Origin of the sequence: uncultured Candidatus Puniceispirillum sp., from assembly GCF_963979125.1 — a bacterium.
In the GTDB taxonomy this organism is placed as follows: domain Bacteria; phylum Pseudomonadota; class Alphaproteobacteria; order Puniceispirillales; family Puniceispirillaceae; genus Puniceispirillum.
On sequence record NZ_CAXBVX010000049.1, the window covers coordinates 1 to 14,851 of the forward strand.

Genomic DNA, 14,851 nt, shown 5'->3' on the forward strand with positions numbered 1-14,851 from the left:
AAAAAGGTAACAATCATTGACTTTTATTCCTGTGGCGCGCGCTTAACTCAAGTGTAGCGCCCAAATGCGCCGGAATTAAATAGGAGGCAGTAATGTCATCAAAAATGTTGAAATTTGTGGCGACCGAAAAAGCTATGCCATCAAAGCGTAAGGCAGACGCACGCGTTGCTGATTTTGACGAAATATATGATGATTTTGATGTCGAGGCGGCCGAAACACAGGCGTCGCGCTGTTCGCAATGCGGTGTGCCTTTCTGCCAGACTAACTGCCCCCTGCACAATAATATCCCTGATTGGTTAATGATGACTGCCGAGGGGCGGATGCAGGAAGCCTACGAATTATCGTCACAAACGAATAATTTTCCAGAAATCTGTGGCCGCATCTGTCCACAGGATCGTTTGTGTGAAGGCAGTTGTGTCATTGAAAAGGGTTTTGAATCAGTAACCATCGGCGCGGTAGAAAAGCATATCACAGAAACCGCTTTTGCCGAAGGGTGGGTCAAACCAGCCGCCCCGCGTATTGAGCTTGAAGAGTCCGTTGGCATAATCGGCGCAGGACCAGCTGGTCTGGCGGCGGCTGAGATGTTGCGCCATCGTGGTTATCAGGTTCATGTATATGATCGCTACGACAGAATTGGTGGCCTACTGATTTACGGTATCCCCGGGTTCAAGCTGGAAAAATCGATTGTCGAACGCCGCGGTAAATTGTTGCGTGATGGTGGTGTCCATTTTCACCTGAATATTGATATTGGTGCTGATGTTACCTTTAACGAAATTCGTGCAAAGCATGATGCTATTCTGGTCGCAACAGGCGTTTATAAAGCACGTGATCTTAACGCCCCGGGAAGCGGACTTGATGGCATTGTCCCAGCGCTTGATTATCTAACCACGTCAAACCGCAAAAGCCTTGGTGATGACGTACCAGCTTTTGAAGATGGGCGCTTAAATGCCGAAGGCAAAGACGTTGTTGTTATAGGTGGCGGTGACACGGCAATGGATTGTGTGCGGACAGCCATCCGTCAGAATGCTAAATCGGTCAGTTGTTTGTATCGGCGTGACAAGGCGAATATGCCCGGATCACAGCGTGAAGTGCAAAATGCTGAAGAAGAAGGCGTCATATTCAAATGGTTATCTGCGCCACAGGCCTTTTTGGGTGATGATAAGGTGACTGCGGTACAGGCACAGTCCATTCATTTGGGTCAACCCGATGCTACTGGTCGTCAGGTACCACAAGTTATCGAAGGTTCATCTCATAATATGCCTGCTGATTTGGTTATCAAGGCGCTTGGTTTTGATCCTGAAGACATGCCCAAAATGTTTGGTGATGACGGGTTGGGCGTGACCAAATGGGGAACTATCAGCATTGACTGGAAAACCATGATGACAAGCCAGAATGGCGTATTTGCGGCTGGCGATATCGTTCGGGGTGCATCCTTGGTTGTTTGGGGTGTTCGTGATGGGCGTGATGCGGCTGAACAGATTGATGCGTGGATTGTGCAGCAGGCAGAGGCCAACGCGCCGCGCCGCGCTGGATCAGGGAGCTAATAATGTCAAAACATACCAAAAACTTTGATGCAGATGCCTTTATTACCCGTCGTAAGGTAAATGAAACCAAATTGACCGAAGCTGGTGTGTATGCACCTGAGATGGAGCATGATTCTTGTGGTGTTGGCTTTGTGGCGACACGAGATGGCAAACCAAACCGTGCGGTGGTTGACGCCGCGATCGAAGCGTTACAGGCGATCTGGCATCGTGGTGCAGTTGACGCCGATGGTATGACTGGTGATGGGGCTGGTATTCATATCGAAATTCCACGTGATTTCTTTATCGAGCATATTGCCCGTACGGGACATGATGATGATGGTGGGCGCCTAGCTGTAGGTATGGTGTTTTTACCACGCACTGATCTGGCCGCACAGGAGCGTTGCCGTTGTGTAGTCGAACAGGAAATTCTGACATTTGGCCATTCTATCTATGGCTGGCGTCAAGTGCCGGTTGATATTCAGGCGCTTGGTGACAAAGCCAATGCAACGCGTCCCGAAATCGAACAGATTATGTTCTCTATGCCAGCCGATATGTCCGAAGAAGAGGCTGAAATACAGCTTTATCTTGTTCGTCGTCGTATTGAAAAAGCAGTGATGCAGGAGTTGATCAGCGATTTCTATATCTGTTCGCTTTCAAGTCGCTCAATCATCTATAAAGGCATGTTCCTTGCTGAACAGGTCACGGCCTTTTTTCCTGATTTACTGGATACACGCTTTATTTCATCATTTGCGATTTATCATCAGCGCTATTCGACCAACACCATGCCAACATGGAAATTGGCACAACCTTTTCGGGTGCTTGCGCATAATGGTGAGATCAACACAATACGTGGCAACCAAAACTGGATGACGTGCCACGAAGACCGTATGGAGTCTGGTCTGTTTGGTGACAAGATCGAAGATCTCAAACCGGTCATTGCCAAAGGCAGTTCGGATTCCTCGGCACTTGATGCCGTGTTTGAGCTTATGGGACATGCTGGCCGTGCCTTGCCAATGGTAAAAACCATGATGATTCCAGAAGCAATCGACGTTAGTGGTACCAGCAAGCGTGCCAAACTTTATGCCTATTGTAATTCGGTGATGGAACCTTGGGATGGTCCGGCAGCAATCGCCGCTTACGCCAATAACTGGGTCATTGCAGGTCTGGATCGAAATGGTCTGCGGCCAATGCGCTATGTTGTAACCAATGATGGTCTGGTTATTGCTGGTTCTGAAACCGGTATGGTTGTTGTCCCGGATGCAAATATTCTCGAACGTGGTGGTCTTGGGCCTGGCGAAATGATCGCTATCAATCTGGCTGAAGGCAAACTGTATCGCGACGATGAATTGAAAGACGCGATGGCTGATCAGAATGACTACGGTAAATGGATTGGCCGCGCCGAACAGATGGATACGGTGCTAGCCAAGGCTAGCGGCAAAGCGGCTGAGCGTTTGCCGGTGATGGAGGCACGCCGCCGCCAGATGATGGCTGGTTGGACCATGGAAGATATGGAACTTGTGCTGCAGCCAATGGCCGAAACTGGCAAGGAAGCTATTGGATCAATGGGTGATGATACCCCGCTTGCGGTTCTATCTAGTCGCTATCGTGGGCTACATCATTTCTTCCGGCAGAATTTTTCGCAGGTAACAAACCCGCCAATTGACTCGCTTCGTGAACGCCATGTGATGAGCTTGCGAACGCGGCTTGGCAACCTTGGGAATATTCTTGATGAGTCGCCCGTGCAATGCGATCACTTGTTGCTGAATTCACCTGTGCTCACGATCCCTGAATGGGACGCGCTATGTCTGCATCTAGGTGCCAAAGCGACGCATATCGATTGCACATTCGACGCTAACGGCGAGGACGATGATTTCACCGCGGCTATGGAACGCATTCAGGCGGAAGCTGAAGAGGCAGTTCGGTCAGGCTGTGAACATGTTATGCTGACAGACCGTGCGGCATCCGAAACACGCGTTGCCATCCCGATGATTTTGGCAACAGGGGCTGTTCATTCGCATCTGGTGCGCCAGCAATTACGAACATTTGCCTCAGTCAATGTCGCTACTGGTGAATGTCTTGACGTGCATCATTTTGCCGTTCTGATTGGCGTTGGCGCGACAACGGTCAATGCCTATATTGCCGAAGAAGCCATTGCTGAACGCCATGATCGCGGTCTGTTACCAAATCTGTCAATAACTGATGCCGTTGGTAATTACCGCAAGGCTGTCGAGGATGGTTTGCTGAAAATCATGTCTAAGATGGGCATTTCGATTATTGCGTCTTATCGCGGCGGTTATAATTTTGAAGCTCTGGGTCTATCACGTGCGCTGGTTGCGCAATATTTCCCAACAATGACATCACGCGTGTCTGGGCTTGGTCTGACAGGTATTCGTTCGCGGATTCTGGATATGCACCAAAAGGCCTTTGCGCATGAAAATGTAACCTTGCCTGTTGGTGGATTTTTCAGATTTCGTAAATCTGGTGAACGGCATGCTTTTGATGGCCAGCTTATCCATGCGATGCAGCATGCCTGTGACACAGGTTCCTTTGCAAGCTGGAAAAAATATTCCAACCTTGTTGATGGTCAGGGCCCCATTAATTTGCGTGACCTGATGGATTTCAAGCCTGGCGGTGATGCGGTTGAAATTGAAAATGTCGAATCGATTACTAATATCCGCAAAAGGTTGGTGTCTCCGGGCATTTCGCTTGGTGCCTTAAGTCCTGAAGCGCATGAAACATTATCGATTGCGATGAACCGCATTGGGGCAAAATCGGACTCTGGTGAAGGTGGTGAAGACCCGTCGCGTTTTAAACTACGTGAGAATGGCGACAACCCATCCAGCGCCATTAAACAGATTGCATCAGGTCGCTTTGGCGTTACCGCTGAATATCTGAATAATTGCCAAGAAATCGAGATCAAAGTTGCGCAAGGGGCAAAGCCAGGCGAAGGGGGGCAGTTGCCTGGGATCAAGGTTGATGGATTGATTGCGCGTTTGCGCCATGCAACGCCGGGGGTCACTTTGATCTCACCACCACCGCATCATGATATCTATTCGATTGAGGATCTGGCCCAGCTTATCTACGATCTCAAACAGATTAACCCTGATGCAAAAGTGTGTGTAAAGCTGGTCGCGTCAACAGGTATTGGAACGATTGCCGCTGGTGTTGCCAAGGCCAAAGCGGATGCCATTCTCGTGTCTGGTCATGGTGGTGGCACCGGCGCTAGTCCGCAATCATCAATTAAATATGCTGGCTTGCCTTGGGAAATGGGCCTGTCCGAGGTGCATCAGGTACTATCAATGAATGATTTGCGCAATAAGGTTGTTTTGCGTACCGATGGTGGTTTGAAAACAGGTCGTGACATTGTGATGGCGGCCATGCTGGGTGCCGATGAATATGGCATTGGTACATCATCCCTGATCGCAATGGGCTGTATCATGGTGCGGCAGTGCCATTCAAACACATGTCCAGTAGGTGTCTGTACCCAGCGTGACGATCTGCGCGCAAAATTCGAAGGCACGCCGGAAAAAGTTGTTCAGTTATTTACACATCTTGCCGAAGAAGTGCGGGAAATTCTGGCATCACTTGGTTTCACGTCGCTTGAAGAGGTTATTGGTCGGACTGATTTGCTGAGTCAGGTAAGCCGGGGTGACGCGGCGCTTGACGATCTTGATCTGAACCCGATTTTGGTGCGTGCTGACGCGGACAAGGATGAAATCAGTGCCCGCGACAAGCCCCGTACCGAAGTGCCTGATACGCTTGATGCCTTGATGGTAAAGGATGCAAGTCGCGCATTGGAATATGGTTCCAAGATGCAACTTTCTTATAACATAGAAAATACACAGCGCGCGATTGGAACACGTTTATCTTCACATATTGTTCGTCGTTTTGGCATGACTGGCCTGCGCCCTGGGCATATTTCAGTCCGACTTCGTGGTTCGGCAGGTCAATCAATTGGCGCTTTTGCGACACAGGGGCTCCGTCTTGATGTGATTGGTGATGCAAATGATTATGTTGGCAAGGGTTTGTCTGGTGGCATGATCGTGGTGCGACCAGCAGGAGCCATAACCTATACGGCCAGTGAAAATACAATCATTGGCAATACGGTTCTTTATGGAGCGACCTCGGGACAGCTTTATGCTGCCGGTAAGGCTGGTGAACGTTTATGTGTAAGAAATTCGGGTGCCACAGCTATTGTCGAAGGCAGTGGATCAAATGCTTGTGAATACATGACGGGCGGCAAGGTCGTAATCCTTGGCGAAGTTGGCAATAATTTTGGTGCTGGCATGACGGGCGGCATGGCCTTTATCTATGACAAGGCGGGCACCTTCAAAGATCGGGCTAATCCGGCAACGCTAGAAATTGTCCGCATTGCCAGCACGCATTGGGCGGATAGTCTTCGCAATTTGGTTGAGGAACATGCCAAACATACTGAATCGGCACTTGCTTTGCGGTTGCTCAATGAATGGAATGTCGAGATTGGAAATTTCTGGCAAATCGTGCCAACCGAGATAATTCCAACTTTAGAGAAGCCCATTGATGATGGGCAAGCTCTCGAGCAGACAGCCTAAAGTAGTGGTATATGCTGTACCGGTTTGCAAACTTCGTTTGCATTCCGGCGCGGTTTCTATGTATAGAGCGTCGCTATGTATGAAATTGCAATACAGACTGAAGCTGACATCAAAATTGTTGATGCCCTTATGGACGAGGCTTTTGGCCTTGATAGGCATGCGCGTTCAGTATGGAATTTACGCCCGGGCGCACCTATAGCCGAAATGTGTTTTGTGCTTCGTGACAATGGTGTTGCCGTTGGATCTTTGCGGTTTTGGGAAGTAATGCTGGGAACGCATCCTATTCTATTGCTTGGCCCTCTAGCTGTGCGGCCTGATTTGCGCGGCAAAGGCTATGGCAAGGAACTGGTATCTGCGGGTCTCTCACATGCCAGATCATTCACATGGCCTGCCATTCTGGTTTCTGGTGAAGTTGATTATTATCCAAAATTTGGATTCGTTCCAGCGGCGCCATACGCGATTAAATGGCCCGGTTTCATAGAGCCGGAAAGGCTTCAGTTTTTTGAACTTAAAGATGGCTTTCTTGCTAGTCTTGCTGGACAGAATTTACCCGTACGCCCAACTAAATAACGGACTTTGTCACGACACTGTCTTTTGTCCTGGTCTGAATAGTTCTTTTGAACTGGTGAAATGGGTAACTGTATGTAATGTTATAGCTAATCGTGCTTCACGCCCGTTCGGGTTCAGATTATGAAAGTGTCCTGAATTTCATGCATGTATTGCATCACTATCAGCTATCTGCCGCTTCGCGTTTCATCCGGTTGGTTCTAGCCGAGCGGAATGTGGTCTATCTTCCAAAACTGGAAATACCTTGGGAACGCAGTGAGGATTTTCTGCGACTTAATCCTGCTGGCGATGTTCCTGTCATGGTTTCCGATAATCATGGGGTTATTGCGGGGGCGATGGTCATTGCCGAATATCTCGAAGAAAGCGAAACGCCGTCTTTGCTATGGGGTGACGTTGCGTCGCGGGTGGAAATACGTCGTCTCATGCAATGGTTTGAAATCAAATTCGCCAATGAGGTTGGCACGCCTCTTTTGTCCGAGCGTGTGATAAAACGGTTTTCTGGCGAAGGGCAACCATCATCAGGCGTGATTCGTGCAGCCCTCAGCAATCTGAATATACATATGCAATATATCGACTGGCTTGCCGAACAGGGAAGCTGGCTGGCGGGCAAACAATTATCGCTGGCGGATCTGGCAGCAGCGGCGCATCTTTCGGTGCTGGATTATCTAGGTGACATAAATTGGGACAAACATCCTGAAGCCAAAACATGGTACGCAAAGATGAAATCCAGACCATCATTTCGCGAATTACTTGCAGATCAGGTCATTGGCCTTAAACCACCAGCCCATTACAGCAATTCCGATTTTTAATTCATCGCTATCAAACCTATAATTTTGTTTTATTTATACAAGCTAGTAAATCAGTGGCTGTTTGTCCCAGCATGTCAAGTTGGGCTGGCTCAGAAAAACGATGCGCCGCGGCTTTGTCTAGATGCAAAATCACATCATCAGCGGCAAGCTTTTCCATAATGCGGCAGGCCGTGTTCCACGGCACTTCTTCATCCTGCATGCCATGAAGCAGACGAACTGGTGTGGTGATATTGATTGTACCGCCTTGAAGGTGTAAATGCGCCGCACCATCTTCAACCAAATGATAGGGATAGATAACGGGTTCGTCGGCATAGGGGCTTGGAACCAAAAGATGACCGGTTTGTTTCATCGCCAATTGCGCATCCGCATCTAGCGTATCCCAGATCAGCTCTTTGGTGAAATCAGGCGCAGCGGCAATGCCAATCAATCCCGCAATCCGATCAGGCCGCGCACAAGCTGCATTGAGCATGATCCAGCCTCCAAGCGATGACCCAACCAGAACCTGCTGTCCATCTGTCAGCTGTTCGATAACGGCCAGCGCATCTTCGGTCCAGTCGGAAATCCCCAGATCCAGAAAATTACCATCAGATTGACCGTGACCACGATAATCGAACCGGATAAAGCCATGTCCATGTTTGCGTGCCCAATTTTCCATGTAGATGGATTTGGTGCCGTTCATGTCCGAACCATGCCCACATAGAAAAATGATGCCTGGCTTTTTCCCATCAATTTTATGATAGGCTATGCGCTGTTTGTCATTAATATAAAGAAAGTCAGGTTCATCCATTGTCATTAACTCTAATCGTCGTTATGAATTCCAAGTATCTTAGACATTTTGATCGAAAAGTTCATTGAATTTATGGCTAATACACCTCGCTTAAGTAAATCTAACACGCCTTTGGAAAAGCGGCCTGTAATTGTACAGATTTTACCAGCTCTTGGTCGTGGTGGTGTCGAACGTGGCACTGTCGAAATGGCGCAAGCTATCGAAAAGGCTGGTGGCCACGCCGTAGTGATTTCGTCGGGTGGCCCGCTTGAGCGTCATATTGTACGTTGTGGGGCAACCCATCACACCTTGCCGGTGAATGTGAAGAATCCTTTGAAATGGGGTTCTATCCGCCGCAAGTTACAGTCGATTTTACAGGATGAGAACGCACATATTGTGCATGTGCGATCACGCGCGCCAGCCTGGATTGCATTACCCGTTGCCAAAAAACTTCGCATTCCAACAGTTAGTACCGTTCATGGTCGCTTTCAGGCCTACTCCATCTTAAAACGGATATATAACGGCAAACTTGTCAAAGTCGATCATGTGATTGCCATTTCTAAATATATAAAACAACTTATCACCAGCCAATTTATAGGTGTAGAAGAACGCATGTCGGTTATTCATCGTGGCGTTGACATCGATGTCTTTGATCCACAGGCGGTTAACCAGACGCGGATCATTAATTTTGCAGACTCGGTCGCATTACCTGAAGAAATGCCGGTGGTGATGTTGCCCGCGCGTCCAACTTTGTGGAAAGGGCACGAAGCTTTGCTTGATGCGCTGGCCTTGATAAAAGATCTGCCATTTATCTGTTTGTTTGTTGGTGCTGCCGATGGCAAGCAAGGCTTTATTGACAGAATTACCAAACATGGTGTCGATCAGGGGCTTGAAGGGCGGTTTCGCTTGTCACATGCGGTTGATGACATGCCAGCTGCCTTGATGGTTGCGGATGTGGTTGTTATGCCATCGATTACCCCTGAGCCGTTTGGCCGCGTTGCCCTTGAAGCGCAGGCGATGGGACGACCAGTTGTTGCCTTTGACCACGGCGGTGCCGTTGAATCGATCAAGCATGGCCAGACAGGCTGGCTTGCAACACCAGGGGATGCAGAAAGTTTGGCCGCCTGTATTCGACAGGCATTGGAATTGCAAGGTCCTGAGCGACAATTATTGGCAGACAAGTCACGTGCGCATATTGAGCGAAGTTTTTCGACAACGCGTATGTGTAATGAAACAGTAAAAATATATCGTCGAATTCTGCAAAAATCACAGGTTACGACAAAGGGCTAATTGTCGCTCTTGACTTGAGTTTGCTGGCGTCAACAGGTAGCATCTCTACCCTAAAGTTACTATGCGCGCCTTGTAAAAAGGCGCACCGGATTAAAGATTGTGAAAAGGTTACATGCCAAATATTACCCTTCCTGATGGATCTGTTCGTTCCTTTGATATGCCGGTAACACCGGCAGATGTGGCTACAGATATTGGTCCGGGCCTTGCCAAAGCGGCTTTACTGGCTGTGGTTGATGGCCAAGAATGGGATTTGACGCGCCCTGTAGATACCGACGTCAATATGGCCTTGATAACAGCCAAGGATGATGCCGCTCTGGCTTTGCTCCGACATGATTGCGCGCATGTTATGGCTGAAGCTGTGTTGGAACTATATCCTGAAACACAAGTCACGATCGGGCCATCTATAGAAAATGGCTTTTATTACGACTTTCATCGCGAGACGGCATTCTCCGAAGATGATTTGGCATCAATTGAAAAACGCATGCATGAGATTGTTGATCGTGATGAAGCCATTATTCGTGATGTCTGGACACGCGATGAGGCTGTTGCGTTCTATGAAAAAAATAGCGAGCCATTCAAGGTTGAACTTGTGGCGGCCATTCCGGCAGAAGAAACCGTCACCTTTTATAAACAAGGCAATTTTATCGACCTATGTCGTGGGCCACATTTGCCATCAACGGGCAAACTTGGACACGCCTTCAAACTGATGAAAGTCGCTGGTGCTTACTGGCGTGGTGATTCAAATCGGCCCATGCTACAGCGAATTTATGGTACCGCCTGGCGCACGGAAAAAGAGCTAAACGCCTATCTACATATGCTTGAAGAAGCCGAAAAGCGTGACCATCGCAAACTTGGCAAACAGCTAGATATGTTCCATCTGCAAGAAGAGGCCGCCGGATCAGTGTTCTGGCATTCAAAAGGCTGGTTTGTCTATCGGGAGATTGAATCCTATGTGCGCCGTCGGCTTGAACAGGCTGGTTATGGTGAAGTGAAAACGCCTCAGCTTGTAGATCGCACCTTGTGGGAAGCATCAGGGCATTGGGACAAGTTTCGTGAAAATATGTTCACCGCACAATCTGAAGACGAGCGAACTTTGGCGCTAAAGCCGATGAACTGTCCATGTCATGTGCAGATTTTCCGGCAGGGTATAAAATCTTATCGCGACTTGCCGTTACGCATGGCCGAATTTGGATCGTGCCATCGCAACGAACCATCAGGGGCGTTGCATGGGATTATGCGGGTGCGTGCCTTTACTCAGGATGATGCCCATATATTCTGTACTGAAGACCAGATTACCGAAGAATCGGTAAAATTCTGTGCATTGCTGCAATCAATCTATGCAGATTTTGGCTTTACCGATGTGCGGGTGAAATTTTCTGATCGCCCTGAAGTGCGCGCCGGAGATGACGCAACATGGGATAAGGCCGAAAGCGCCCTTACCGATGCATGTAGCGCTGCCAAACTTGAGACAACACTGAATCCGGGTGAAGGCGCTTTTTATGGGCCAAAGCTGGAATTTGTTCTGCGTGACGCGATTGGTCGTGACTGGCAATGCGGCACCTTGCAGGTGGATTTTGTGCTACCTGAACGTCTGGATGCCGAATATGTTGGCGAAGATGGCAACCGGCACCGTCCGGTTATGCTTCATCGCGCCATACTTGGTTCAATGGAAAGATGGATTGGTATTTTGATTGAACAATATTCTGGGCGGATGCCAAACTGGCTTGCGCCTGTCCAGATTGTTGTTGCGTCTATTACTGATAGCGCGAATGACTATGCCGAACAGGTCGCCCACACTGCCGAGGCGATGGGTCTACGGGTGGAACGCGATTTTCGTAACGAGAAAATCAGTTATAAGGTTCGCGAACATAGCGTCATGAAAGTGCCTTTTATTCTGGCTGTTGGCGGCCGTGAAGCTGACGCTGGTACTGTTGCCTTGCGTCGACTTGGCTCGAATGACCAGACCGATCTGGATATGAATCAGGCACTTGAAATGTTGCGCGATGAAAGTTTGGCTCCTGACCTGCAAGGGCAATGATCCCGAATGCGAATCACCAGAAATCGGAACAAAAGTGGTAAAAATTAAAAAAACTGGCACAATCACGCTGGTTTTGTTAATAAATTCCTATATTACGGCGTGTTAAGGTGTTAACAAAAATACTCAACGAAATTTTAAACGTCAATAAGCCGTAGCGTTTTGACAAAAACAGGAGAAGTTTAGATAGTACGTCCACATAGTAATGTGCCACCAGCACAAGATGGCCCGCGCGTGAATGGCGCTATTAGAGCACCACAAGTACGCTGCATTGATCCCGATGGCGGTCAGCTAGGGGTTCTCGACACCCGCGATGCAATTAACAAGGCCGAAGATTTCGGCCTTGATCTGGTTGAGGTTCAGCCAAATGTTGATCCTCCCGTATGCAAAATTCTTGATTATGGCAAATATAAATATGAAGCGCAAAAACGTGCCAATGAGACGCGTAAAAAGCAGAAAATCATCGAAGTAAAAGAAATTAAGCTCCGGCCGAATATTGACGAGCATGACTATCAGGTCAAAATGCGCGCTGTGAACAAGTTTCTGGGTTCTGGCGATAAGGTAAAGGTTACCTTGCGTTTCCGTGGCCGTGAAATGGCGCATCAGGAATTAGGCGCCATTGTTCTCAAGCGTGTGCGCGATGAAACCGAGGAAGTGGCAAAGGTTGAATCCCATCCAAAGATGGAAGGCCGTCAGATGATTATGGTCATTGCCCCAAAATAAAACAGAACTATCCAGCTTAACTAAGGGGCAAATTCATTTGCCCCTTTTTGCCGTAATTTTGAAATCCTTTAACAGCACTCTGCGTTCAGGTCGGTCAATATTGACCAAATCTGATTATAAAGAGCGCAGGTTAATTTGCGGTTAATGCGGATGATTTGATGTGATGATATATTCCCGCATCAACAGGGTTGATTCCCCGGCGTAATCCGCCTATAAACGCCGCTTCGCGTTTGATGTCGCGTCCGGGCCTGAAACAACAGGGCATGCCCGGCCGGCTTATTGCCTGACTGACCGACCCTCGCTTAGGATATGGGGTTCATGATATGCAGGTCACCTTTATGAAGAAAGAGGTCAAAATGCCCAAGATGAAGACCAAAAGCGGTGCGAAAAAACGCTTTCGCCTGACCGCAAGTGGCAAAGTTCGTGGCTCGGCCGCGTTTCTCAGCCACAATCTCCGCCGTCGTTCCCAGAAAATGAAACGCAAAGCGCGTGGCACCATGATTTTGAGTGATGCCGATGCACGCATTGTAAAACGTTTCATTCCATACGCATAAGGGAGCTGATACATGGCACGCGTTAAAAGAGGTACTACTACCCATGCTCGTCACGGCAAAGTCATCAAGGCTGCCAAAGGCTATTATGGTCGTCGTAAAAATACATTTCGGACAGCTACGCAGGCGGTTGATAAAGCCCGCCAATATGCGTATCGCGACCGCCGGGTTCGTAAGCGCGAGTTCCGCGCTTTGTGGATTCAGCGAATCAACGCGGCTGCTCGTATTCATGGCATCACCTATTCACAGATGATGGGTGGTCTGATCAAGGCTGGAATCGAAATTGACCGCAAGATGCTTGCTGATCTTGCCGTGAATGAACCAGCGGCCTTTACCGCGTTGGTGGAACGTTCACGCGCGGCAAGCTAAGGTACGCTTCATACCTGAATATTCAGGCCGCAGCTTTGAACGTCGCCAGATCATTATTTGGTGGTTCAAGGCGGCGGCCTGTTCTATTTTGACCTGACTATTTATCGCCCTTGCTGTGATGATATAAACTTTGCTGGAACGGATATTATGCAAAATCTGGAAAGCCTTTCATCGGAAATTCTGGCAACTATACAGACAGCTGACACGCTCGAAGCGCTGGAAACTGTGCGTATCGAGTCACTAGGTAAAAAAGGCCGTGTTTCGCTGATGATGCGGGACCTTGGTGGTATGGAGCCTGAAGCGCGCAAACAGGCAGGTCAGGATCTAAACGTTCTGAAAGATACCATTGCCAGTGCGATTGATGCGCGACAGACAATGTTGGCAGACGCCGCGCTTGCCGAAAAGCTAACCGCCCAGCGCGTTGATGTGACTTTGCCATCGCGTCCACATATGGATGCTCGCTTGCATCCGTTATCACGCACGATTGAGGAAGTCGTCGCAATTTTTGCCGAAATGGGCTTCATCGTTGCCGAAGGCCCTGACATCGAATCTGATTATTATAATTTTACCGCCCTGAATATTCCCGAAGAGCATCCAGCACGTCAGGAACATGATACCTTTTATCTGCCGCCCGATGCTGATGGCAAACGCAAGGTGTTGCGCACGCATACGTCGCCGGTACAGATACGCACAATGGAAGCCAGCGAACCGCCTATTCGGATTATTGTGCCTGGGCGCACCTATCGCTCGGATCATGACGCAACGCATTCGCCGATGTTTCATCAATGCGAAGGGCTGGTGATTGGTGATGGTATCCATATGGGGCATTTAAAAGGCTGCTTGATTGATTTTTGCCGTGCTTTCTTTGGTGTTGATGATTTGCCGGTACGGTTCCGCCCCAGCTATTTCCCCTTTACCGAGCCGTCTGCCGAAGTTGATATTGGCTGTTCGCGCGATGGTGGCGGTTTGAAAATTGGCGCTGGTGATGACTGGCTGGAAATTTTGGGTTCCGGCATGGTGAATCCCCGTGTGCTGGAAAATTGTGGTTATGACCCTGACAAGTATCAGGGGTTTGCCTTCGGCATGGGAATCGAACGCATTGCCATGCTTAAATATGGCATTCCTGACTTGCGGACATTCTATGACAGTGATTTGCGCTGGATGCGGCATTATGGGTTTTTGCCGTTTGATGCGCCTTCGATTCACGCTGGCTTGGTCGGAGGAAGCGTCTGATGAAATTTACCCGTGACTGGTTATTTGACCATCTTGATACTGACCGTAGCCTAGACGAGATACTTGAAATCCTAACGATGCTTGGTCTTGAAGTAGAGTCGGTAACCGACCGTGCGGCGGCACTGGCACCTTTTACCATTGCCGAGGTGATATCGGCAGAACAGCATCCCAATGCCGACAAATTGCGTGTTTGCATGGTCAATACCGGATCCGGCGATCCGATTCAGGTGGTATGTGGTGCACCAAATGCACGGACAGGCATGAAGGGCGTGTTTGCCCCTGCGGGTGCCTATGTGCCTGGCATTGATCTGACGCTCAAAGTGGGTGAAATCCGCGGCGAGGCGTCAAATGGCATGCTGTGTTCAGAACGCGAAATGCAATTATCCGATGAACATGATGGCATTATCGATCTGC

12 protein-coding genes are annotated in these 14,851 nt (G+C 49.0%); 11 read left to right on the forward strand and 1 reads right to left on the reverse strand.

Annotated features, from left to right (window positions below):
* Positions 1–92 precede the first annotated feature (92 nt).
* The 4 genes from ABNT28_RS06330 to ABNT28_RS06345 all read left to right on the forward strand — a co-directional run bounded on the left by ABNT28_RS06330 (position 93) and on the right by ABNT28_RS06345 (position 7,470).
* Positions 93–1,544, forward strand: a complete 1,452-nt coding sequence (locus ABNT28_RS06330; RefSeq protein ID WP_348721219.1) for an NAD(P)-dependent oxidoreductase — start codon at positions 93–95, stop codon at positions 1,542–1,544.
* 2 nt (positions 1,545–1,546) lie between these two features.
* Positions 1,547–6,094: a glutamate synthase large subunit gene (gene gltB / locus ABNT28_RS06335; RefSeq protein WP_348721220.1), complete on the forward strand. Its 4,548-nt coding sequence runs from the start codon at positions 1,547–1,549 to the stop codon at positions 6,092–6,094.
* A gap of 75 nt (positions 6,095–6,169) precedes the next feature.
* Positions 6,170–6,664 carry an N-acetyltransferase gene (locus ABNT28_RS06340; RefSeq protein ID WP_332923207.1) on the forward strand — a complete coding sequence of 165 codons (495 nt, stop codon included), beginning with the start codon at positions 6,170–6,172 and terminating at the stop codon, positions 6,662–6,664.
* A 140-nt stretch (positions 6,665–6,804) separates the two neighbouring features.
* The gene (locus ABNT28_RS06345) at positions 6,805–7,470 is read left to right on the forward strand and encodes a glutathione S-transferase family protein (RefSeq protein ID WP_332923208.1); all 666 of its coding nucleotides are present in this window, start codon (positions 6,805–6,807) and stop codon (positions 7,468–7,470) included.
* A 16-nt stretch (positions 7,471–7,486) separates the two neighbouring features.
* Here the strand turns inward: ABNT28_RS06345 and ABNT28_RS06350 are convergent, their stop codons facing one another.
* Complete coding sequence (locus tag ABNT28_RS06350; RefSeq protein ID WP_348721221.1) at positions 7,487–8,257, reverse strand: alpha/beta hydrolase; 771 nt, start codon at positions 8,255–8,257, stop codon at positions 7,487–7,489.
* 72 nt (positions 8,258–8,329) lie between these two features.
* Between ABNT28_RS06350 and ABNT28_RS06355 the strand changes: the two genes are divergently transcribed.
* The 7 genes from ABNT28_RS06355 to ytpR all read left to right on the forward strand — a co-directional run.
* Entirely contained in the window at positions 8,330–9,526 is a 1,197-nt protein-coding gene (locus ABNT28_RS06355; protein WP_348721222.1) for a glycosyltransferase family 4 protein, read from the forward strand.
* A 112-nt stretch (positions 9,527–9,638) separates the two neighbouring features.
* Positions 9,639–11,564: a threonine--tRNA ligase gene (gene thrS, locus ABNT28_RS06360; RefSeq protein ID WP_348721223.1), complete on the forward strand. Its 1,926-nt coding sequence runs from the start codon at positions 9,639–9,641 to the stop codon at positions 11,562–11,564.
* Between the two features lie 204 nt (positions 11,565–11,768).
* The gene (infC, locus tag ABNT28_RS06365; protein ID WP_332925008.1) at positions 11,769–12,284 is read left to right on the forward strand and encodes a translation initiation factor IF-3; all 516 of its coding nucleotides are present in this window, start codon (positions 11,769–11,771) and stop codon (positions 12,282–12,284) included.
* Between the two features lie 356 nt (positions 12,285–12,640).
* Positions 12,641–12,838, forward strand: a complete 198-nt coding sequence (gene rpmI, locus ABNT28_RS06370) for a 50S ribosomal protein L35 (RefSeq protein WP_013046102.1) — start codon at positions 12,641–12,643, stop codon at positions 12,836–12,838.
* Positions 12,839–12,850: 12 nt separating this feature from the next.
* Complete coding sequence (gene rplT, locus ABNT28_RS06375; RefSeq protein ID WP_013046101.1) at positions 12,851–13,204, forward strand: 50S ribosomal protein L20; 354 nt, start codon at positions 12,851–12,853, stop codon at positions 13,202–13,204.
* Between the two features lie 147 nt (positions 13,205–13,351).
* Positions 13,352–14,437 carry a phenylalanine--tRNA ligase subunit alpha gene (pheS, locus tag ABNT28_RS06380; RefSeq protein ID WP_348721224.1) on the forward strand — a complete coding sequence of 362 codons (1,086 nt, stop codon included), beginning with the start codon at positions 13,352–13,354 and terminating at the stop codon, positions 14,435–14,437.
* A partial coding sequence (gene ytpR, locus ABNT28_RS06385) for a YtpR family tRNA-binding protein (RefSeq protein WP_348721225.1) occupies positions 14,437–14,851 on the forward strand: 415 nt, incomplete at its 3' end. The genes pheS and ytpR, both read left to right, overlap by 1 nt.